The sequence below is a fragment of the Frankia sp. BMG5.23 genome, from assembly GCF_000685765.2.
GTDB classification, from domain to species: Bacteria; Actinomycetota; Actinomycetes; order Frankiales; family Frankiaceae; genus Frankia; species Frankia casuarinae.
This window is the reverse complement of record NZ_JDWE01000060.1, coordinates 1-20,033: the sequence shown is the minus strand read 5'-3', so window position 1 is coordinate 20,033 and position 20,033 is coordinate 1. Positions and strand designations below refer to the sequence as shown.

The 20,033-nt window shown below is 70.1% G+C and carries 21 protein-coding genes; 12 read left to right on the top strand and 9 right to left on the bottom strand.

Features of this window, described 5'->3' with window-relative positions; translation table 11 throughout:
- The first annotated feature begins 553 nt into the window (after window positions 1-553).
- The 3 genes from BMG523DRAFT_RS18940 (at window position 554) to BMG523DRAFT_RS18930 (ending at window position 1,813) form a co-directional block, all read left to right on the top strand.
- Complete coding sequence (locus BMG523DRAFT_RS18940) at window positions 554-934, top strand: GNAT family N-acetyltransferase (RefSeq protein ID WP_235463245.1); 381 nt, start codon at window positions 554-556, stop codon at window positions 932-934.
- A 341-nt stretch (window positions 935-1,275) separates the two neighbouring features.
- Entirely contained in the window at window positions 1,276-1,518 is a 243-nt protein-coding gene (locus BMG523DRAFT_RS18935; RefSeq protein ID WP_011436316.1) for a hypothetical protein, read from the top strand.
- 16 nt (window positions 1,519-1,534) lie between these two features.
- Window positions 1,535-1,813: a ribbon-helix-helix domain-containing protein gene (locus BMG523DRAFT_RS18930; protein WP_011436317.1), complete on the top strand. Its 279-nt coding sequence runs from the start codon at window positions 1,535-1,537 to the stop codon at window positions 1,811-1,813.
- Between the two features lie 409 nt (window positions 1,814-2,222).
- On the opposite strand, the gene BMG523DRAFT_RS18925 is transcribed toward BMG523DRAFT_RS18930, so the two are convergent.
- Window positions 2,223-2,750 (bottom strand): transposase, encoded by a 528-nt coding sequence (locus tag BMG523DRAFT_RS18925; RefSeq protein ID WP_023840382.1) that lies wholly within the window; start codon window positions 2,748-2,750, stop codon window positions 2,223-2,225.
- Window positions 2,751-3,027: 277 nt separating this feature from the next.
- Here BMG523DRAFT_RS18925 and BMG523DRAFT_RS18920 point away from each other — a divergent pair, with 277 nt between their 5' ends.
- Together BMG523DRAFT_RS18920 and BMG523DRAFT_RS18915 are read left to right on the top strand one after the other, a co-directional pair.
- Window positions 3,028-3,318: a nucleotidyltransferase family protein gene (locus tag BMG523DRAFT_RS18920; RefSeq protein ID WP_035912985.1), complete on the top strand. Its 291-nt coding sequence runs from the start codon at window positions 3,028-3,030 to the stop codon at window positions 3,316-3,318.
- Entirely contained in the window at window positions 3,308-3,679 is a 372-nt protein-coding gene (locus BMG523DRAFT_RS18915) for a DUF86 domain-containing protein (RefSeq protein WP_011436320.1), read from the top strand. Before BMG523DRAFT_RS18920 ends, BMG523DRAFT_RS18915 begins: the two co-directional genes overlap by 11 nt.
- Before the next feature lie 382 nt (window positions 3,680-4,061).
- On the opposite strand, the gene BMG523DRAFT_RS18910 is transcribed toward BMG523DRAFT_RS18915, so the two are convergent.
- The gene (locus BMG523DRAFT_RS18910; RefSeq protein ID WP_011436321.1) at window positions 4,062-4,403 is read right to left on the bottom strand and encodes a MerR family transcriptional regulator; all 342 of its coding nucleotides are present in this window, start codon (window positions 4,401-4,403) and stop codon (window positions 4,062-4,064) included.
- A 64-nt stretch (window positions 4,404-4,467) separates the two neighbouring features.
- Between BMG523DRAFT_RS18910 and BMG523DRAFT_RS18905 the strand changes: the two genes are divergently transcribed.
- Complete coding sequence (locus tag BMG523DRAFT_RS18905; protein ID WP_011436322.1) at window positions 4,468-5,331, top strand: LLM class F420-dependent oxidoreductase; 864 nt, start codon at window positions 4,468-4,470, stop codon at window positions 5,329-5,331.
- On the opposite strand, the gene BMG523DRAFT_RS27040 is transcribed toward BMG523DRAFT_RS18905, so the two are convergent.
- A complete protein-coding gene (locus BMG523DRAFT_RS27040; protein WP_023840384.1) occupies window positions 5,324-5,449 on the bottom strand; it encodes a hypothetical protein in 126 nt (41 codons plus the stop codon). The two genes, BMG523DRAFT_RS18905 and BMG523DRAFT_RS27040, sit on opposite strands and share 8 nt — an antisense overlap.
- 282 nt (window positions 5,450-5,731) lie before the next feature.
- Here BMG523DRAFT_RS27040 and BMG523DRAFT_RS18900 point away from each other — a divergent pair, with 282 nt between their 5' ends.
- Window positions 5,732-6,313 (top strand): NADPH-dependent FMN reductase, encoded by a 582-nt coding sequence (locus BMG523DRAFT_RS18900; RefSeq protein ID WP_011436323.1) that lies wholly within the window; start codon window positions 5,732-5,734, stop codon window positions 6,311-6,313.
- Between the two features lie 464 nt (window positions 6,314-6,777).
- Here the strand turns inward: BMG523DRAFT_RS18900 and BMG523DRAFT_RS18895 are convergent, their stop codons facing one another.
- Both BMG523DRAFT_RS18895 and BMG523DRAFT_RS18890 read right to left on the bottom strand, forming a co-directional pair.
- Entirely contained in the window at window positions 6,778-8,061 is a 1,284-nt protein-coding gene (locus tag BMG523DRAFT_RS18895) for an L-2-hydroxyglutarate oxidase (protein ID WP_023840385.1), read from the bottom strand.
- Window positions 8,062-8,177: 116 nt separating this feature from the next.
- Window positions 8,178-10,064, bottom strand: coding sequence for a glycoside hydrolase family 15 protein (locus BMG523DRAFT_RS18890; RefSeq protein WP_011436325.1), 1,887 nt, complete (start codon window positions 10,062-10,064; stop codon window positions 8,178-8,180).
- A gap of 329 nt (window positions 10,065-10,393) precedes the next feature.
- Between BMG523DRAFT_RS18890 and BMG523DRAFT_RS18885 the strand changes: the two genes are divergently transcribed.
- A complete protein-coding gene (locus BMG523DRAFT_RS18885; protein WP_023840386.1) occupies window positions 10,394-10,792 on the top strand; it encodes a hypothetical protein in 399 nt (132 codons plus the stop codon).
- An 11-nt stretch (window positions 10,793-10,803) separates the two neighbouring features.
- Here BMG523DRAFT_RS18885 and BMG523DRAFT_RS18880 read toward each other — a convergent pair whose 3' ends face one another.
- Window positions 10,804-11,271, bottom strand: coding sequence for a PGPGW domain-containing protein (locus BMG523DRAFT_RS18880; RefSeq protein WP_011436327.1), 468 nt, complete (start codon window positions 11,269-11,271; stop codon window positions 10,804-10,806).
- Between the two features lie 342 nt (window positions 11,272-11,613).
- On the opposite strand from BMG523DRAFT_RS18880, the gene BMG523DRAFT_RS18875 reads away from it, so the two are divergent.
- The 3 genes from BMG523DRAFT_RS18875 to fabI all read left to right on the top strand — a co-directional run bounded on the left by BMG523DRAFT_RS18875 (window position 11,614) and on the right by fabI (window position 14,218).
- Entirely contained in the window at window positions 11,614-12,096 is a 483-nt protein-coding gene (locus BMG523DRAFT_RS18875) for a cation:proton antiporter regulatory subunit (RefSeq protein ID WP_011436328.1), read from the top strand.
- Between the two features lie 28 nt (window positions 12,097-12,124).
- Entirely contained in the window at window positions 12,125-13,312 is a 1,188-nt protein-coding gene (locus BMG523DRAFT_RS18870; RefSeq protein ID WP_043591809.1) for a cation:proton antiporter, read from the top strand.
- A gap of 132 nt (window positions 13,313-13,444) precedes the next feature.
- Complete coding sequence (fabI, locus tag BMG523DRAFT_RS18865; RefSeq protein ID WP_023840387.1) at window positions 13,445-14,218, top strand: enoyl-ACP reductase FabI; 774 nt, start codon at window positions 13,445-13,447, stop codon at window positions 14,216-14,218.
- A gap of 73 nt (window positions 14,219-14,291) precedes the next feature.
- On the opposite strand, the gene BMG523DRAFT_RS18860 is transcribed toward fabI, so the two are convergent.
- Window positions 14,292-17,027, bottom strand: a complete 2,736-nt coding sequence (locus BMG523DRAFT_RS18860) for a pyruvate dehydrogenase (protein WP_051623950.1) — start codon at window positions 17,025-17,027, stop codon at window positions 14,292-14,294.
- Between the two features lie 266 nt (window positions 17,028-17,293).
- A complete protein-coding gene (locus BMG523DRAFT_RS18855; RefSeq protein WP_011436332.1) occupies window positions 17,294-17,587 on the bottom strand; it encodes a DUF167 domain-containing protein in 294 nt (97 codons plus the stop codon).
- 238 nt (window positions 17,588-17,825) lie between these two features.
- Here BMG523DRAFT_RS18855 and fabG point away from each other — a divergent pair, with 238 nt between their 5' ends.
- Window positions 17,826-18,542: a 3-oxoacyl-ACP reductase FabG gene (gene fabG, locus BMG523DRAFT_RS18850; protein WP_035734332.1), complete on the top strand. Its 717-nt coding sequence runs from the start codon at window positions 17,826-17,828 to the stop codon at window positions 18,540-18,542.
- 77 nt (window positions 18,543-18,619) lie between these two features.
- On the opposite strand, the gene BMG523DRAFT_RS18845 is transcribed toward fabG, so the two are convergent.
- Window positions 18,620-19,678: a cation diffusion facilitator family transporter gene (locus BMG523DRAFT_RS18845; RefSeq protein ID WP_035913003.1), complete on the bottom strand. Its 1,059-nt coding sequence runs from the start codon at window positions 19,676-19,678 to the stop codon at window positions 18,620-18,622.
- Between the last annotated feature and the right edge of the window lie 355 nt (window positions 19,679-20,033).

Here is a 20,033-nt window from a genome sequence, read left to right as displayed (position 1 = left end):
CTCTTATTGTGGTGCACCAGGTCCACCTCTTTTCTGATCATGACCTTGACCTGGGCGAATGTGGTTCTCGATCTATCATCTGAGTTCCAGCGCCATGCGATGGTGCTGGTCAGGGCGTCGCCAGCTGGTTCGAGTCCCGGCTGGACGACCGACCATATTGCGACCATGCGAACCGCCTGTCTGCCGAGTGCTGAGCGGCGGCGACGTCGGAGGACATCCGGGGTGGCCGTGGCCTTTCACTGGGTGACGGCGGCGCTGGCGCTCGGGTGGGTCCTGGCAGCCCGTTCGGCGCGCGGTTCATGGTGCCTGTGTCCGCGCCGACGGTGACCTGCCCATGGTGCGGGGCCCAGCAGGGCGAGCCAAGCGGCGGATGGAGGGTTCTATCCTGATCGGGTGTCGTCGGTGGAGATCCGCGTCTGCGAACAGACGGATCTTGATCTCCTTGACCGGTGCATCCCGGCGGCAGGCCGGACGAGCTTTCACCGCCGACGGTTCGAACGGCAGAGCGTCGCCAGAGGGGACATACCTCGTCGCCTGGCTGGCTGGGCGGCCCGTGGGACATCTGCTGATCATCTGGACGGGTTGCGACGTCGACGAAGTGCGGCGGGAGACAGGCGGCTGTCCGGAGTTGAACGCGCTCGGGGTGTGGCCGCCGGAGCAGCGCCGGCACGGGATAGGCCGAGACCTTCTTCGTCACGCCGAGATGCTGGTCGCAGCGCATGGCAGCCGGACGGTCGGTCTTGGTGTGGCTGCCGACAACCCCGAGGCCGCCCGCCTCTACCGGCGACTCGGCTACGTCGTGCGGGTGCAACGCTATGTCGATCGCTGGACCTGGGTCGATCAGGATGGCGTGGAACGCGAGGAAGCCGAGCAGACGAGTTTTCTCGTCAAGAGCCTTCCAGCAGCGCAGGCCTCTGGAGAGCGCGCAACGTGATCGACGTGCTCCAACCGACCCGTCGCTCCGGACGCGGCGTAGCGTGCCGCTCCGCGGATATCTGGAGGAACATGCTGTTTCGGCATTCGCTCGGTACCGCCGGCTTGCTGGAGGCGTCCTCGTCCGGTGTGGCCATCTCCGTTATGAGTCCGTCTGCTGTGGTACACGTGCCCTGAACTGGGCTGAGGCGGCTCGGTCGCCCCTGGGCGGCGGCGAGCGGCCTTGCTGAGCCCTGGGTCGCCACTGCGGTCCGGCGCCACAGTGCATCGACGGGCAGGCCCCACCCGAAACCACCCTTCGGGCTCTGCGAGTGCCAGCCCGTTTCGTATTACGATTGATGGGTGGAGATCCATCGGTCGGCCCGTAAGCATGGCGTCGCCGACGCGGACATCCTCCACGCCGCCGAGCGGTACGTCGTCGCCTACTCGCTGGACGACGACGGGCCACCCTGGCGTGAACTGCGGCTCGGCCCGGGCGGGGCGGGCAACCTGCTGGAGATCGTCGTCCTGCTCCTCGACGACGGCACGGAACTGATCATTCATGCCATGCGGATGCGTTCCCAATACCGGGATCTCCTGCCGTGACCAAGGAGAGCGCACGATGACGAACAAGGAGACCGCCCGCCGGACGGCAGGCGGCGTACCCGTGACCGACGAGCTGGTCGAGGACCTGGCCGCCGAGGCCGAGACCGGCTACGACGTCGCCCACCTCCACCGCCGCGGCGGACGCCGGCCCCTCGGCTCCGCCCCGGGCGAGGTGGTCCCCGTCCGCCTCGACCCCGAACTGCGCGCCGCGCTCAGCGCCCGCGCCCAAGCCGAGCACACCAACGCCAGCGATGTCATCCGCCAGGCTCTCCGCGCCTGGCTCGACGTCGCCTGACCAGACCGGGTCATATCGCGCTCAGTGCGACCTCACGGCGCATCACATCTCCCGAACCCGACCACAAACCGTCGACCCAACCACGACACCCACGATCACGGTCGCGAGACGGGCCGAAGCGTCCGACACCACTAGGAGTTCGGGACATGTGTTCGATTCGCTAGATGACATAGTGACCGGTGCGGTCACTGGGCATCCTTCCTGGTGAGAGCCCGGGTAGCGACCGGTCGGACAGTAAATTCAGGGCCAGCAACCAAGATCAAACGGTTCGGATGCTGGTACACATGGTCCACTACGCCGTGTAGTTGGCATCTGACCTGGGCAAATAGGTTTGATCGATCGATCCGGCTTGTGGGTGGAAGGCAGAACAGGCAGGTCGAAGAGATCGGACCAGCGGTTCGCGCAGAACTTAGTGGTTGTCGACGATGACGAACACTCGGTCCGCCTTCTTGTACCGGTCCTGGGCCATGATCTGGCCGAGCAGGGCCATGAACGGGGCGATGCCGCTCGTCGGCGGGGTAGTGGCGGTGATCTGTCCGGTGTGGACGTCGAGCGCGGCGAGCAGGGCGAGCGCGCCGTGGCGTTCGTACTCGTGCTCGACCCGGATGACCCGCCCCGGGGCGGGTGGAGCGGTCGGGTGGATCCGGGCGCGGGCCTGGATGGACGGCTTGGCGTCCACGGAGATCACCCGGTCGTTCGGGCCGAGCGGCTGGCCCTGGTAAAGGTCGAGGACGACGGTGGCCTTCGCGGTGAACTCCGGGTCCCGCGGGAAGATCCAGCTTTGGTAGCGCCAGGGCTTGACCGGATGCTCCGCGAGGATCCGTCGCACGCTGGAGGCCGAGATGTCCCCGGTCAGGCCGCGACGGGTCAGCTCGGCGCGCTCCAGCTCGCTGATCCGCCGCGGCCGCCCCGAGCGGGGCCGGTCGCAAAGCCCCACGCATGGAACTGGCTCGCCGACGATGACCGTCCCAACTGGGAAGCCTGGTCCGAATGGTCACCCTGGCATGAGATGCCGCCAGTTGGCTAACGCGCTACCTCCCCGAACAAGAATTCGTAGCCCCGGACGTGTGCCGCGTGACCCGTCCGGAAGGTGATCTCTTGGGCGCACCGCTGGTCGCCCCGGCCTTCTTGTTCCTCGGACGGGGTCAGGTCACCTCGTTGGAGGCGGTGTCCGAGCCGTGCGGTCGTGGCTGCCTGGAGGCGATAATGGCGAGGTGACCGTCGACCTTCGTGACAGCCGGATCGCCGAGGTGTGCCGACGCTACGGGGTCGCCGAGCTCTCCGTCTTCGGCTCGGTGGCTCGTGGCGACGACACCGACTCCTCGGACGTCGACCTGCTGTATGTGCTGGCGCCCGACTCGAAGCTTGGCTTCGAGATCGTCGATCTTCGGGACGAGCTCGAAAAGATCGTCGGTCGGCACGTCGACCTGGTACCCAAGTCCCGGCTGAAGTGGGTCATCCGCGACCGGGTACTCGCGGAGGCTCGGGTCCTCTATGCGGCGTGACGAGCTCTACCTCGTCGACATGATCGAAGCGGCGGCTGCCGCGACGACGTTCGTCCAGGACGTCGACGAGGCCGCCTTCCTGGCGAGCGACCTGATCCAGAGCGCCGTTCTGCAGAAGCTCCTGGTGATCGGCGAGGCAGCCGGTCGAGTCTCGCCCGAGATCCGCGACCGCTGGCCGGATGTGCCGTGGCGGTCCGTCACGGGCTTCCGCAACATCGCTGTTCACGCGTACTTCGAGGTCGACTGGTCAATCGTGTGGCGCATCGCCACGACCGCGCTGCGCGAGCTTCAGGAGCAACTGGCAACGCTCCTGAAGGCAGAGTTCCCGCTCGTCGCCAGTCAGCTCGATCAGCCGCACTGACCGCGGGTACATCGCCCCCGGGTGCGGACGTTCTGACCATCACCCCTCCTCGGCGCGACCGCGACCCGAGCACGGGCACATTCAGAGGCGGAAGAGGAGGGTGGACGCGACCACGGTGCCCAACGCGCACGGTCACCAGGAAGCCCGGAAGTGCCCGGAACCGCCAGGTGTTCGGAACACGTGTTCTACCCGGTAGGCGATGTTCCGGTCGGCGTGGTCACCGAGCATCGTCCCTGTTCGGGGCACGTGTGGCGACCGGCCGGACGGTGATTTCAGGGCCAGCAACCAAGATTGACCGGTTCTTATCGTGGTGCGTTAGGTCCACTAGTATCGGCGGCTGACGGGTTCTGCGCCCCGGAGGCCCGGCTACTTCCTGTGGCGCTCAGGCCGCGAGCATCGTCGAGATCAGGAAACGTGCGCGATCGAGGTACGCGGCCTGTAGCTCCAGCCGGTCCAGCTCGCGGCGCAGTGTCGCCGACAGCTGGGCACACGGCACGATCCGCGGCGTCGCGTCGATGGTGCAGGGCAGCACCTGGCGGATCGTCGCCACCGACAGTCCGGCGCCGAGCAGCACCTGGATCCGGGCCACCGTCTCCACCGCGGACTCCGGGAAATGGCGGTAGCCGTTGGCGCCGCGCTCCGCCACGAGCAGTCCGTTCTTCTCGTAATGGCGCAAGGACCGCACGCTGGCGCCGGTTTGTGTCGACAGCTCGCCGATCAACATCAGGACCAGCCTCCAGCCCTCGCTCTTGACCCTGACACTGATGGCAGACTCTACGGTGCGACGCATGGATATCGGGATCTTCACCGCGGTCACTGACGAACAGATCAGGCCTGCTCAGCTCGCCCGGGTGATCGAGGAGCGCGGCTTCGAATCACTGTTCGTCACCGAGCACACCCACATCCCCGCCCGACGGGAGACACCGCACCCCGAGCTTGGCGAGATTCCCCGCGACTACTACCGAAATCTTGATCCTTTCGTCAGTCTGACGGCCGCGGCGACCGCGACCACCCGGTTGCGCGTGGGCACCGCGGTCGCGCTCGTGGTCCAGCGGGACCCGCTCCTGTTGGCGAAGGAAGCGGCCAGCCTGGACCTGGTCAGCGAGGGCCGTTTCGAACTCGGCGTCGGCGCCGGCTGGCTGCGTGAGGAGATGCGCAACCACGGCACCGACCCGGCGACTCGAATGGCGCTGATGCGGGAGCGGCTGGCCGCGGTGAAGGCGCTTTGGACCACCGAGGAGGCGGAGTTCCACGGTCGCTTCGTCGATTTCGATCCGGTCTTCCAGTGGCCCAAGCCTGTGCAGCGACCGTATCCGCCGGTCTGGATCGGGGGATGGGGCCCGACGACCTTCCGCCGGATCATCGCCGGGCGCGACGGCTGGCTCACTCCACCCCTTCCGGTCGACCAGCTGATCCAAGGCCTGGACGAGCTGGCCGAGGAGGCGGACCGGGCCGGGGTGGCGACGCCACCGGTGACCGTTCCGCTCATGGATCCCGACGAGGCCACGCTCGAGAGGCTGCGCGCTCGTGGTGTCCGTCGCGCCCTGTTCGGGCTGCTCACCATCACCGACGCCGACGCGACGCTGCGCGCGCTGGACCAGCTGGGACCGCTGGCCAGGGCCGGAGGCAGCGTCAAGCAGCCAACTACCTGACCATGGTCGTGCTGTCCAGAGCGGACATGAACACACCGGCCAGGAGCCCGACGAGGACCACCCGGGTTGCCGTCCGGCTGAGTTCCGGCCCCTGGGTGGGCGCGGCCAGTGCTGGCATCCTTACTCTCCCTCGAAGCGCCCTGCTGCATCTGGTGACGGGCGGTGACCTCACAGAGCCTGCAACCTCCACCATGGTTGAGGTCAACGGAGCCGAGAAGTGGCGTTCGGGATGCTGTCGCAGCGGCCCCGGGCCGAGTCGCTCATCTTTCCCGTGTATCGCCCGTACAGCAGCTCGCCCCACTGTCCGGGGGCCTTGACTTCAATCATGGTTGAGGTTTTAGAGTTCCGGGCGCCTGCTGGCGAGAGCGGATCTCGCCGATCCGCGGAATAGGGGACTTTCATGCTCGATCAGCCCACCAACCTCGCGGTAGTTATTGGAAGCAACAGGGTAGGACGTTTCGCCCCGGTGGTCGCCCAGTGGTTCATCAAGCAGGTATCCGCCCACGATTCGATCGTCACGAGCGTCGTCGATCTCGATGACGTCAGGCTGCCGGAGAGGCTGGGTACCTCCAGCGGTCCAGAAGTCGCGGAGCTAGCGGACGTCACCCGGCAGCTTGCCGCGGCCGACGCCTTCGTCGTGATCACCCCCGAGTACAACCACAGTTACCCGGCCGTTCTCAAGAATGTCATCGACTGGCATTACACCGAGTGGCAGGCGAAGCCGGTGGGTTTCGTTTCCTACGGCGGCCAGGCGGGCGGCCTGCGCGCGGTGGAGCACCTGCGCCAGGTTTTCGCCGAGCTGCACGCGGTCACCATCCGCGATACGGTCAGCTTCCACGGTGCCTGGGACCGGTTCCACGCCGATGGCACGCCCAAGGATCCCGAAGGCTGCAACACCGCTGCCCAGACCCTGATCAGGCAACTCGAGTGGTGGGCGGTCGCGCTCGCGGAGGCCAGGGAGAAGCGTCCCTACACGGTGTGAACGGCGGCCCTGCGCGGGTCTGCCGGTATACCGCCGTCGACGCATCCCGACGGCGGTATACCGGTGTCCGGTCCCTTCGGACGCGCCGCCCGGGGCGGGGGAGCCTCCGCTCCGGGCGGCCGGTCCCACCACGCCATTGCGCCATCCTCGACCAGAGGTCACATCGGCCTCAAGGAGCGAGAGGGAATCTGGACCCGGTCCGGGTTGATCGCTCGAGGACAGGGGAGGACCGTGTCCCGGGAGCTGTCCGACTTCCACGACTGGTTTGAACTGCGGAGAGCCGCCAATACCTGTGTGGAATCAAGCGGTCACGGCGACGCGTGCTTCGCCAGTAAATCGTTGAAAACCTCGACCGGCTTCGCCCATCCCAGCGTCTGCCGTGGCCTGGTGGGCGGCCGCGTCGGGTTTGATGCACGGGTTGCCGCGGGATTGTCAATCTCGGGCTTGTCGGTTTCTCAGGCCGGTCAGCTGGCCCGTTCAGGAACGATTTTGCTGACGATGTGCTCAGCGATCGCCAACGACGCCGTCGCGCCGGGAGATGGCGCGTTACGGACATGCACGACCCGCCCGTTGTGGGACAGGACGAAGTCGTCGACGAGGCTACCGTCGCGGGCGACGGCCTGGGCCCGGACTCCCGCGGGGCCACGAACCACGTCGGTGGCCCGCAGCTCGGGGACATAGCGCCGGGCCTCGGCGACGAAGGCCCGCTTGCTCGCCGTGCGCAGCATCTCCTTGGCGCCGGTCTTCCAGTGGGTCTTCGCCATCTTGTGGAACCCCGGCCAGGCGAGCGTCCGTCGCAGGTCAGCGCCCTGGACGGTGCCGACCGTGTACCCCTCTCGGGCAGTGGCCAGCACCGCGTTCGGCCCGACCAGGATCTCCCCGTCGATGCGCTTGGTGAGATGGATACCGAGGAAGGGATATCGCGGATCCGGAACCGGATAGATCAGCCCATGGACGAGGCCACGCCGCTCGGGGCGCAGCAGCCAGTAGTCGCCCCGGAAGGGAACGATCTGCGGGGAGGCGTCCTCGCCGGTCAGTGTCGCCACCAGATCCGACTGCAGCCCGGCACAGGAGATCAGCAGGTCGAACGGCCCGACGCTTTCGGAGACGACGGCGACCCGGCCACCGTTGCGGGACGCCATCTCGTGATTGCCGTTGGGCCGCGCGCGCGCGGTTCCGGCGACCGTGAGGCGAAGGTGGACGCCGGCTGGACGATCCTCCACCCCGATCACTTCGGCTCCGGTGCGCACGGCCCCGCCAGCGGCGACGATCTCGGTACGCAGGGCCCGCGCGACCCCGGGATAGTCGACGATGGCGGTGGTGGGTGAGTGCAGGGCGGCGACCCCGCGGGCGTGGGGTTCGACGGACCGCAGCTCGTCGGCGTCGAGCATCCGGGTCCGCGGTACGCCGTTCGCCGTCGCCCGCTTCTCGATCTCGGCCAACCGTTCGAGCTCGCTGTTGTCGACGGCGACCACGATCTTGCCGCACTCGTCGTACCGGATGCGGTGCGTGGCGCAGAACTCCCGCAGCAGCCCGACCCCACGGCGGCACAGGGTCGCTTTGAGCGAACCTGGGACGTAGTAGAGACCGGCGTGGACGACGCCGCTGTTGCGGCCGGTCTGATGCCGGGCGATGTCCTGTTCCTTCTCGAACACCGTCACGGCCGATCCCGGTTCGACCTGCCCGAGCCGACGGGCGACCGCCAGCCCGAGAATTCCACCGCCGATCACCGCGATGCGACCTACCACGCCCGTCCCCTGTCCGTCCGTCGAAAACGTGAATCCCGATCACGCCGATCGTACGAATCCAGTATCGGCGTGCACGGTATGTTACGAGCCGGTAGTCAGTCGGGTGTCCCGCGGGCTCAGCCGAAGAAGTGGCCGGGCGGGTGGGCCCGGTCGGTGCGCGAGCGCGGTGTGCCGCGCAGCGCGTCGGTGAGCGTCCGCGCGGTGTTGACCAGGGGGACGTGGCTGAACGCCTGCGGGAAGTTGCCCGTCATCCGGCCCAGCCTGGGGTCGTACTCCTCCGCGAGGAGCCCGACGTCGTTACGCAACGACAGCAGGCGTTCGAACAGTTCCTGAGCCTCGTGGACCCGCCCGGACAGGGCGTAGTTGTCGGCCAACCAGAAGGTGCAGGCCAGGAAGGCGCCCTCGCCCGCGGGCAGTCCGTCGACCGCGCCGTCCTCGGCCGTCGGATACCGCAGGACGAACCCGTCCTCCATCAGCTCCCGCTCGATGGCGGCGACTGTTCCCACGGCGCGGGGGTCGGTGGCGGGCAGGAACCCCACCAGCGGCATGTACAGCAGCGCCGCGTCGAGTTCCTTGGAGCCGTAGAACTGGGTGAAGGTGTTGCGTTCGGAGTCGAACCCACGGGTACAGACCTCCGCGTGGATCTCGTCCCGCAGCGCCGACCAGCGGTCGACAGGGCCCGGTAGCCGGGACTCAACGATCCCGCGTACCGCCCGGTCGGCCGCGACCCAGGCCATCACCTTCGAGTGGACGAAGTGGCGGCGGGGGCCGCGCACCTCCCAGATGCCCTCGTCGGTCTTCCGCCAGCCGGTCTCGAGGAAGTCCATCAGCTTGGTCTGCAGCGGCCAGGAGTCGTCCGCATGGCTCTCGGTGATGGTCTGCCCGCCGGGGAGCGCCAGCCCAGGCACGGTCTGGCGACGGTTGGCGACCGCGACCCGCGCGACATGCAGGGCGTCGAGGACCTCGCCGTAGACGTCGAGCTGGAACTGGTCGACGGCGGCGTTGCCGACCCGCACCGGGGCGGAGTTCTCGTACCCCGGTAGCCACGGGATCTCGTATTCGGGCAGCCGGCGTTCCCCGGCAACGCCGTACATGATCTGTACCCGGGAGGGGTCACCGGCGACCGCGCGCAGCAGCCACTCCCGCCATGCGGTCGCCTCGCTGGTGAACCCGGCGTCGAGCAGGGCGAGCAGCGTGATCGTCGCGTCCCGAAGCCAGCAGTACCGGTAGTCCCAGTTGCGCACGCCGCCGATGTGCTCCGGCAACGAGGTCGTGACGGCGGCGACGATCCCTCCGGTCGGGGCGTAGGTGAGCGCCTTGAGGGTGATCAGCGACCGGCGGACGGCCGGCTGCCACTGGCCGTCGTAGGTGCAGCCCGCCATCCAGTCCGACCACCACGCCTCGGTGAGGGTGATCATGCGCCGGACGTCGTGGGACGGCGGGGGAGTCTGATGGGAGGGGGTCCAGGTCAATGAGAACGGTACCGACTGGCCGGCGGCGACGTGGAAGTCGGCGTAGGTGGCCATGTCGTGCCCCTCCATCGGGGCGGTCGTCCGCAGGGTGACCGCATCCGGCCCGGCCACCGCCGACATGGTGTGCTCGTCCACCCGGCGGACCCACGGCACGATGGAGCCGTAGTCGAAGCGAAACCGGGTCTCCGATCGCAGGTGGACCGCGCCTTCGAGGCATTCGACCAGGCGGAGCACGGTGTGCGTGCCTGCGCGGGGAAACATCGCGTCGACGATGCGCACGGTGCCGGACGCGGTCGTCATGTCCGTCTCCAGGACCAGCGTGTCGCCCCGGTAGCGCCGGCTGACGCCCAGGACCGGCTCGACGGGAGCGATCTTCCAGTGGCCCGCCTCGGAGTCGCCGAGCAGGGCGGCGAAGCACGACGGCGAGTCGAATCGGGGCAGGCACAGCCAGTCGATCGACCCGGTGCGCGACACGAGCGCCGCGGAGTGGGTGTCGCCGATCAGCGCGTAGTCCTCGATCAGGGATGGCACGACCTGTTCCTCGCTCCCATGGTCCACTGGTTGTGATCATCGCTGGATCGATGATCGTCGAATAATTGATGATCATCGAGGTCGATGTCATCGGGGTCGCCCGCCGTTGGGCGCGATCGCGGGCACAGCGCCGCCGGTCGACGGTGAACCGGTACGAGCACGCCGCGCAGCGGCGGGCCGGCGGTCACCCGTGGCGGAGGTCGCTAAGCCTCATGAGGGCGTTTACCTTACGGACCCGCTCGGCGGACTACGTTGGGGGTCCGGTCATGGCGGTGCTCCAGCCGTCGTCCGGACCAGATTTCCTTCCCCGATGTGACAGGACTCACCACGTGGCCCCACCGTCGTCACCTGCTGCCGCCCGTGCCGCTCGCTACCTGGCCGACCCTCGGCGCCGGACGATGGTCGTCGTGGCGGTACTCGCCACCATCGGCCTGATCGTTTTCGGGATCTACGCGACGTTGGACGGGCCGCCGCCGCAACAGGAGGCCGTCGTGTACTTCGCCCCGGGAGCCACCGAGGCGCAGAAGGACGCGGTGCGCGCCGCGTGCCCCTCGGTGGGCAGGGCCATCCAGCTGCCGAAGGACCGCAACCAGCTGGCCACCAGCCGGATCTATCCGCTGCGGTACGACGTCGCGAAGGCGTCGACCGCCGACCGCGCGGCCCTGTACAAGTGTGTGTACGCCCAGCCGCACGTACTCGGAATCAATCAGGTCACCCAGGGCCAGTAGATTTTCGCCCATCAGGATCGACTCTTCTCCAGCTCCCGCCGGGCGAGGAGTTCGGCGGGCGTGGGCCGGCCGGCATCGCGGGCCTCCTTCGTCTGCCAGAGACTCACGATCATGGTGGTCAGGATGACGAGCCCACTGAGGATCAGGCTTCCGCCGGACCACCCGGAGGACGCGGGAAGGGTGTCGACCACGATCCACGCGATTCCCGCAGCGATCATCCCCAGCGCGAACAGAATCGTGAACGCCGACGAGAACCGGTTCGCGGCCGCCTGATCGGCGAGGTCGGCGGCCTTGCGTCGGGCCTGCTCGAAACGGCTGCGCGCCCACTCGTACTCCAGACTCAGGATGAAGAACCCGAGCGCCACGACGAGGAATCCCGGACCCGGCAGCGCCAACATCGCGATCCCGAGGCCGAGGACGCCGAGACCCAGTACGGTCAGGGCGATCCGGCGGAACAGGCGGGCGCTTCGGGTCAGCACGTCGGGTAACCCTCCTGAGTGGATCGTGGGCGGGGCGAGGAGAGGGTGCTCTACTGCGACGCTGCTCTACTGCGGCATTGTCCTACTGCGACGTTCTTCCGTCATAACGCGTCACGCAAGAACATCGTGGCGGGGATCTCCTCGACCTCCTCGACCGATACGTGTCGTGATGCCGACACGCCGACGGAGCGCGCGGATCCGCGGATCCCCGCGCTCCGTGGGGTAGGGGCCGGGCGGGCACACCGTCCAGGCGCGGTCGCGGATGGTTGACTACTGTGTGATGGGGCTGGTCATCTGGGCCTTCCTGGGAAGGCAGGCCATCGGAGCGCCGGAGAGGTTGCTGTGGAGATCGAGGAGACCGCGCTGCCTGGCATCGGGCTGCGGCATGACTTCGCGACGCGCAGCGGCCGCCGGCTCGGAGTCGTGTCCCATCATCACGGGCGCCGGGACCTCGTGATCTATGACGCGGACGACCCGGACGCCTCGCGTGAGTCCATCGCGCTGACGCCGGAGGAGGGCGACGTGCTCTCCGAGCTGCTCGGTGCCCCGCGCATCGTCGAGAAGCTCGCCGACCTCAACCGTGCCTTCGCCGGGCTCGTCGGTGAGCAGATCGTGATCCTGCCCGGCTCGCCCTACGTGGGCCGCGAGCTCGGGGACACCCAGGCCCGTACCCGCACCGGCGCCTCCATCGTCGCGGTCGTCCGCGACCAGCAGGTGCTCGCATCCCCGCGGCCGGACTTCCGATTCGAGGCCGGAGACGTCGTCGTTGTCGTCGGTACGCCGGAGAACACCGCATCCGTCGGTATGTTGCTCCGCAACGGCTGACGCGGGCAGGGAGGGCAGTCGGGACCGCGTGCACTCCACCGCGACGACCTTCCTCGAGCTCGGCGGGATTCTGTTTTGCCTAGGAGTCCTCGGGCACCTCGCGCTGCGCATCAGTGTCTCACCGATTCCCCTGTACCTGGTGGGTGGGCTGGCGTTCGGCCGGGGTGGCCTGCTGCCGCTCGGTGCCAGCGAGGAGTTCATCGGGGTCGGCGCGGAGATCGGGGTCGTCCTCCTGCTGCTTACCCTCGGTCTGGAGTACACCGCCGACGAGCTGCTGTCCGGGCTGCGCAGACAGGCGCCGGCCGGGGTGCTCGACCTGGCGCTCAACGCCACCCCCGGGGTCGTCGCCGCGTTCCTCCTCGGCTGGGGCCCGACGGCGGCGGTCGTTCTGGGTGGGGTGACGGCCATCTCCTCCTCGGGGATCATTGCGAAGGTGCTGGGGGACCTCGGGCGGCTCGGTAACCGGGAGACGCCAGTTGTTCTGTCCGTCCTCGTGCTCGAGGACCTCGCCATGGCGGTGTACCTGCCGGTTCTCACCGCGTTGCTGGCCCATCACACGTTCGTGCGGGGATCGCTGACCGTGGCGATCGCGCTCGGAGTCCTGGTGGCGGTGCTCTACATCGCGCTGCGGCACAGCGAGAAGGTCACCCGGCTGGTCTTCAACCCGAAGGCCCACCGCAACGACGAGATCCTGCTGCTCCGGGCCCTGGGGCTGGCCCTGTTAGTCGCCGGGGTCGCCCAGCGTATGCAGGTGTCGGCCGCGGTGGGTGCGTTCCTCGTCGGCATCGCCCTGTCCGGACCAGTCGCCGAGGGTGCAGAGGAGGTCCTGCGGCCGCTGCGCGATCTGTTCGCGGCGGTCTTCTTCGTCTTCTTCGGCATGCAGACCGATCCCGCTGAGATCCCTCCGGCGCTGCTCACCGGGTCCCTGCTCGCGATCGCCGGAGTCGCGACAAAGGTCATGACGGGATGGTGGGCCGCCCGCTCGGCGGGAATCGGGACCATGGGCCGGTTCCGGGCCGGGGCCGCCCTCGTCGCACGCGGCGAGTTCTCGATCGTCATCGCGGGCCTCGCGGTGGCGGCCGGCCTCGAACCCCGGCTGGGCCCGCTTGCCGCCTGTTACGTGCTGCTGATGGCCGTCCTCGGCCCGCTGGCGGCCCGGTTCGTCGAACCGGTGATCCGCACGGCTCGGCGGCTGCAGGCCGCCCGGTCGCCCTAGCGCCGAGCGGGCGGGTGGTGGGCGGGCAACGGTGGACGGGCTGCGGGCGACGGCATCCGCCGCTGACGGCGGGGACGACTTCCCGGCAGCGGTGTCGCTACCGGGACGGCGATGTTTGGGAGTATGCAGCCCATGAGCGGACTTCTCGAAGGTAAGCGCGTTCTCGTCACCGGTGTTCTCACGGAAGCCTCGATCGCATTCAGCGTCGCCCGCATCGCCCAGGAGCAGGGTGCGGCGGTGGTCCTCAGCGGATTCGGGCGGGGGTTGTCGCTGACCCGCCGCATCGCCAAGAGACTGCCCACCCTGGCGCCCGTCGTGGAGCTGGACGTCACCGACGAAGAGCATCTCGCGGGGCTGGCCGGGCAGGTGCTCGAACATGTTGACGGCCTGGACGGCGTGCTGCACGCGATCGGGTTCGCGCCCGAATCGGTGCTCGGTGGGAAGCCGTTCGTCGAGGCGGCCTGGTCCGAGGTCGGCACCGCCCTGCAGATCTCCACCTGGTCGCTGGCGTCGCTCACCCGGGCCGCCCTGCCGTTGTTCGCCGAGAAGGCGTCGATCGTCGGCCTGGACTTCGACGCGTCCGTCGCCTGGCCGTCGTACGACTGGATGGGCGTGGCGAAGGCCGGCCTCGCCTCCGCCACCCGCTACCTCGCCCGTGATCTGGGACCCCGGGGCGTGCGGGTGAACCTCGTCGCGGCCGGCCCGCTGCGGACCATGGCGGCCAAGAGCATCCCGGGCTTCAGCCAGTTCGAGGAGGTCTGGGACGGCCGGGCGCCGCTCGGCTGGAGCGTCCACGACACCACGCCGGCAGCCCAGGCCTGCGTGGCGCTGCTCTCGGACTGGTTCCCGGCCACCACCGGCGAGATCGTCCACGTCGACGGCGGCGTGCACGCCGTCGGGATCTGAGCACGGCGGGCCGTCGGGGTCCGGGCGCGGTCGGGGTCCCGGGATCCGGGTACGGTGGGGTCCCTGGCCCGGATCAGCCGGCCGTCTCGTCCAGCAGATCCAGGGCCGTTCCGACGATCGTGTCCAGCTCCACCGGTGGGCGGCGACGGTGGTCCCGCGACGAGGCCGTGTCCCGCCGGGCAAGGCTGCCGCTACCGGCGTGGCCGCCGGCGCCGGAGGCCGATGAGCCCGGGTCGGTGTCCCCCGGTGTCCCTCCCGGCGGCCCGGAGGCCTCCGGCAGCGGCGCGCTCGAACCGAGGGCGGAGATGGGATCTCCGTGGACGCCGGCGAGGAAACTCAGGGCACGGGGGTCCCCGTCGACCACCGTCACGATCGGGGTGCGCCGGTCCGCGGGGAACACCTCGGTGAGCAGGGCGTCGGAACCCTCGGCCAACCCGCGCCGGGCCTGCAGCGCGTGGAACATCGCGTTCGGGGAGGTCACGCACACGGCCGTGATCTCCCGGCCGAGGCCGGCGCGTAGCTCCGCCGCGGCGTGCAGCACCTCCGGCATGACCGCACCCACCCCGACGAGGGTGAGCGCGGCGTCGGGACCGCCCTCGTGGAGCCGGTACCCCCCGGCGAGGACCAGGGCCCGGCGTCGGTGCCGTTCCAGCGCGTCCACGGGGACCTCGGCGAGGCGCTGATCGACCTGGCGGGCGGAGAGCCGGATCACACAGGAGGTGCCGTCGAGGCGGGCCAGCCCGCCGAGGCCGGCCAGCAGGCACCAGGCGAGATCGTGCGCGAAGGCCGGTTCCCAGGTCGCGGCCACCGGGGCGGGGACGACGTTGCCACCGTTCCAGGCCAGGTTGCGGACGACCGGGTCGAGACCGGTGTCCGCCACGGCGAGTATCGATCGGGCGTCCGCGGTGGCGCCGGCCATCCAGCCGGGCAGTACCCGTCCGGCCGCCACCTCGTCGGCGACTCCGATGGGCAGCAGCGGCAGACCCTGGCGGCTCCAGGCCACTCCCAGCGAGGCCAGCACCCCGCCGAAGGCCGTGGCCGACAGGCCTCCGGCCACGTGCCGGCCCGGTTGTTCCCCATCGGTCCGGTCCGCCGCGGCCAGCCAGTCGGCGAGGACAGGGTCGGCGTTGCGCGTACTGATGGTCAGCACCGCGGTGGCTGCCTGGGGCGCGAGCCGGGGTAGGTCCCGCAACATCCCGCCGAATGCCTCCTGGGTGGAGATCCACGCCGGGAAGCGGTGGTCGGAGTCGGTCGGCACGGGTGGTGCCGCGCCGAGCGGCACCGGCACCCGGTCCAGGTAACCGGCGACGTGCCGGGCGAGGCGGTGGGCCGCGGCGTCGTCTCCCGGCCGGAGGACCGGGCGGGTGCCACCGCCGGCGGCCGGCGGCGTGCCCGGTCCGGCGGACGGGGCCGCGGACGCGTGGTCGGCGGTCTGTTCGCCGTGGGTCTGTTCGTCGTGGGAGCGCTCCTCCCGGGCGAGCTCGTCGCTGGTGTAGGCGAACAGGACCGTGGGCCGGTCCGCCGCGACTTCGTCGAAGGCGTCGATCAGCAGGGGAAGGTCGTGGCCACCGAGATCGCGCAGGCAGGCATGGATCTCGTCATCGGTGAGGGTGTCCAGCAGGCGGCTGATGCCGGCGCCGGACGCACCGGGACCGGCGAGCCGGCGGCGCAGGTCGGCTCCGTGGGCCTGCAGCAGCGCGCGGTACTCGCCCATCGGGAGCTGGTCGAGGCGGTTGCGAAGCGCGTGACCGCCGGGAGCCCGGAAGAGCGCTTCGAGGACGCGTCCGTATCGGACGGTGAGCACCTGCCAACCGGCGGCTTCGAACATGCGCGCCGCGCGGGCGGGCTTGCCGATGCCGCCGACCGGTCCGGTCGGCGCGGAGCCGGACACCGTCACCACCCAGAACAGCTCGCCGAGATGAGCGACCCGCTCATCGGTGATCGTTTCCCAGACGGTCGGGTCGTGCAGCTCGGAGTAGTCGATCAGACAGATCTGCCGACCCCGGGGAGTCCGGTCGAAGCGTTCCCCGGCATAACGGCGTGCCAACGCCGCCCAGACCGTCCCGCTCGGTCCGATGTTGCCGGCGCCGAGGGCACGCAACGGCCGACCATCGGGCCCGGAACGGACCCCGTTCGGACGGATCTCACCCGGCCGGACGTGGGGGAGCCGGTAGACGGCGGGGACGGGCGATGCGGCCGTGGTCTTCTCGGCTGCCGTCTTCTCGGCCGTCGGCCTGGCGTGCGCCAGGACGTGATGAACGGCATGGATCAGCGGGGCGGCGCGTGGAGTCACACTGACGCGGTCCTCGGCGCGCAGGGCGTCGAACCACAGCACCGTGGCGATGCTCGACACCGAGGCCACGGCCGCCCGTTCCGACTCGGCGGCGACCGCGGGCCGCTGCCCGGCGCGTTCGTCCCCGTCGATGATCCGGGCCGCGACGCTCCGCAGCCGCCGTTCCACGGCGGCCAGCGCGGCGAGGTCGAGTACGCCACCGGGCGGCCCCGGCATGGCCGGGTCTGGCATGGCCGGGTCTGGGGGCCCCGGGATGGCCCGGGCCGCGGTCGGCGAGGTCTGGGTTCCCACGACGTCGTCTCCGTTCGTCGGTCCGGTCGGGGGGCTGGCGTCTCCCGGCGGACCGCCGCCCTCGGCCCGGTCGTCGTGGGTGACCCGACCGTCGGTCCCCGGCACGGGCGGATCCACGGACCGGGCCGGGACCGGCCCCGCGGCGTCGTCTGGTGTAATGATCATATCCCCCCGGCCGGAGCGCGTGTGCGCCGCCTCCACCGGTCTGACATCGGGCCTGCGCATGACCGGCCTACGTCCCACGACTCCGACCTCCCAAAGTCCGGACGCGCGGTGGTGCGGTGCCGGTCGGAGGTTGCGCCGCCGGCCGGATCGGCGGCGCCCGTCGCCGTCACATGGTGTGTCCGCGTCGGTATCCCACCTTCACCACGGTGGCCGTACCATTTCAGCATCCGCGTTCCATCGCGGTGGCGTTGGCCGTCGTGCGTCAGCCCGGTGATGCCGGAACCGCCCTGCCAGGACTGCCGCGGCGGGACTTGCCGCCCCGGCGGTCAGCCGTCCCGGCCGAGCTCGTCGATCCGGATCCGGAGCGCGGGCTCGTCGACCGCTGCCACCTCGACCTCGACGGCCTTGACCCGGCCGGTCGCGCCGCGGACCAGCCGGACATCTCCCCGGCGCACCCGCAGCGCCGCGCACAGGGCCCGCAGGGCGGCTTCGGTGGCCCGGCCGTCGACGGCAGGCTCGGTGACCCGGACGATCAGCAGCGGGCCGTGCAGCGGGTCCTCGCGCCGGCCGCCCACCGCGGTCCGCCCGGCGCCCGGCTGAACTCGGATCATCAGACGCATGTGCGCATCGTCCCCCCGGATCGTCCCGCCCGTGCGATCGTCCCGCCCGTGCGATCGTCCCGCCCGTGCGATCGTCCCGCCCGTGCGATCGTCCCGCCCGTGCGACCGGTCCGCGTGACCGGTTCGGGGCGACACCAGGGAGGACCGCGAGGGTGGCCGAGCCGATGCCGGCCGGCGGTTGAGGCCTCATCGTCGGCGGACACCGGGATTCGACGCGGTGGCCGCTACCATCCGACCCATGGGCGCAAATGAGGGTCGTGTCGCACTGGTAACAGGTGGTAATCGGGGGATCGGCGCCGCCTGCGCCGCCGCCCTGACGGCCGCGGGTGAGCGGGTCGCGGTCGCCAGCCGCGGGGGCACCGCCCCCGCGGGGATGCTGGGCGTCCGTCTGGATGTCGCCAACAGTGAGAGCGTCGACAAGGCGTTCACGGAGATCGAAGCCGAGCTCGGGCCGGTGGAGATCGTGGTGTCCAACGCCGGGATCGTGCGGGACACCCTGCTGGCGACGATGAGCGAGGACGCGTTCCAGGAGGTCGTGGACACGAACCTGCTCGGTGCCTACCGGGTGGCCAAGCGTGCCTCCCGGCCGATGATGCGGCTGCGTCGTGGTCGGCTCATCTTCATCTCCTCCGTCGTCGCCTCCGTCGGCGGCCCCGGCCAGTCCAACTACGCGGCGTCCAAGGCCGGCCTGATCGGCTTCGCCCGTTCCCTCGCCCGCGAGCTGGCTCCGCGCAACATCACCTCGAACGTGGTCGCTCCGGGGCCGATCCGGACCGACATGACCGACGCGCTGACCGAGGCGCAGCGGGAGCAGCTCACCGCCGGCGTCCCCGGTGGCCGCATGGGTGAGGCCGAGGACGTCGCAGCCCTCGTCGCCTTCCTCGCCTCCCCGCAGGCCGGTTACATCAACGGTGCGCTGATCCCCGTGGACGGCGGGCTGAGCATGGGGCACTGAGCTGGGCACGGGGCACTGAGCTGGGCACGGGGCACCGATCCGGCGGCGCCGTGACCGAGCATGATCGGCGGTGCGGCTTAGGGGACCGTCGTGGCGGCGTGGTGGTGGGTGGGGCTGGTGTGGATGGTAGCGGCGGACAGGCGGCGGATGCGGCGCAGCAGGTGGGCTTCGGCGGCGTGGGCGAGGTCGTGAGCGGCGGTCAGGGTCAGGTTCGCATCGACGGTGACGTCGGCTTCGGCGCGCAGGGTGTGGCCGATCCAGCGCAGCCGCAGTTCGCGGACGGCCTCGATGCCCTCGGTGTGCAGGAGCGCCCTGGTGGCTTCGGCGACCACGGCGGGGTCGACGGCGTCCATGAGCCGGGCCCCGACGACGCGAGCGGCGGAGCGCAGGACTCCGAGGATCGCCAGGGTGATCGCCAGGCCGATGGCGGGGTCGGCCCAGTGCCAGCCCACCGCGACACCGGCCGCGCCGAGGAGCACCGCGAGGCTGGTGAGACTGTCGGTGCGGGCGTGTAGGCCGTCGGCGACGAGGGCGGCGGAGCCGATCTGATGGCCGATCCTGATGCGGTAGCGGGCGACGATCTCGTTGCCGAGGAAGCCGACGAGCCCGGCCACGGCGACCGCTCCCAGATGGCCGACGCGCTGGGGGTGCAGGAGGCGGTCGATCGCGGCCCAGGCGGTGAGCGCACTCGACAGGGCGATCATCGCGAGGACGGCGAGGCCGGCGAGGTCCTCGGCGCGGCCGTAGCCGTAGGTAAACCGGGCGGTGGCCGGGCGGCGTGCCACGGTGAAGGCGATGAGCAGGGGGACCGCGGTGAGCGCGTCGGCGACGTTGTGCAGGGTGTCGCCGAGGAGCGCGACCGATCCGGACAGTGCCACGACGGCGGCTTGCGGGGCGGCGGTCAGCCCGAGACCGGCCAGGCTGATCAGGAGGGCGCGGCGGCCGGCGGTGTCGGCTTCCAACGCGTCGTCGATCTGGTCCGCCGGGTCGTGGCTGTGCCCTCCGGCCAGGTCTGACAGGCCGTGACGAAGCCGCGTCCACCGCCCGCTCGCGTGGTGGTCATGCCGTCCGCCGCGCGGGTGCCCGCCGTGCCCGTGCCCTTGGGCGGGGAGCTCATGCTCGTGGCCGCTGTTCATGTTCCGCGACGATAGACGAAAACGATCAATGCGGCATGGTGGCAGCTGCCATTCCATTGCACCTGCGTCCCGGTGCGTACCGCGGGCCGCTGGCGCCGGTTCGGTTGCTCGTCTGTGCTTAGCCCTTAGAGCAATACCCGACGTGAGACACGCGCCTATTCGACGAGGTGGATGGTGCAGTAGCGGGTGGCGGTGCGGGCGAGTCGGGCGTCGGCGTAGACGAGGGCGTTGGCGAGCACGGAAGCGTCCACTACGACCATCACGTCCCGTCATGGTTCCCGCTCAGGCGGAGCCCGGCAGCGGGCCGCCCCGCGAGGAGGTGAGTCCGTCGCGCCGCCGTGACCTACTCGGCACC

What these genes read in the sequence shown, in the direction of transcription:
- BMG523DRAFT_RS18930 (WP_011436317.1), top strand. Translation starts at nt 1,535, where the DNA reads ATGACGAACAAGGAGACCGCCCGCCGGACGGCAGGCGGCGTACCCGTG.
- BMG523DRAFT_RS18915 (WP_011436320.1), top strand. Translation starts at nt 3,308, where the DNA reads ATGCGGCGTGACGAGCTCTACCTCGTCGACATGATCGAAGCGGCGGCT.
- BMG523DRAFT_RS18910 (WP_011436321.1), bottom strand. Translation starts at nt 4,403, where the DNA reads ATGTTGATCGGCGAGCTGTCGACACAAACCGGCGCCAGCGTGCGGTCC.
- BMG523DRAFT_RS18905 (WP_011436322.1), top strand. Translation starts at nt 4,468, where the DNA reads ATGGATATCGGGATCTTCACCGCGGTCACTGACGAACAGATCAGGCCT.
- BMG523DRAFT_RS27040 (WP_023840384.1), bottom strand. Translation starts at nt 5,449, where the DNA reads ATGCCAGCACTGGCCGCGCCCACCCAGGGGCCGGAACTCAGCCGGACG.
- BMG523DRAFT_RS18900 (WP_011436323.1), top strand. Translation starts at nt 5,732, where the DNA reads ATGCTCGATCAGCCCACCAACCTCGCGGTAGTTATTGGAAGCAACAGG.
- fabI (WP_023840387.1), top strand. Translation starts at nt 13,445, where the DNA reads ATGAGCGGACTTCTCGAAGGTAAGCGCGTTCTCGTCACCGGTGTTCTC.
- BMG523DRAFT_RS18860 (WP_051623950.1), bottom strand. Translation starts at nt 17,027, where the DNA reads ATGCGCAGGCCCGATGTCAGACCGGTGGAGGCGGCGCACACGCGCTCC.
- BMG523DRAFT_RS18855 (WP_011436332.1), bottom strand. Translation starts at nt 17,587, where the DNA reads ATGCGTCTGATGATCCGAGTTCAGCCGGGCGCCGGGCGGACCGCGGTG.
- fabG (WP_035734332.1), top strand. Translation starts at nt 17,826, where the DNA reads ATGGGCGCAAATGAGGGTCGTGTCGCACTGGTAACAGGTGGTAATCGG.
- BMG523DRAFT_RS18845 (WP_035913003.1), bottom strand. Translation starts at nt 19,678, where the DNA reads ATGAACAGCGGCCACGAGCATGAGCTCCCCGCCCAAGGGCACGGGCAC.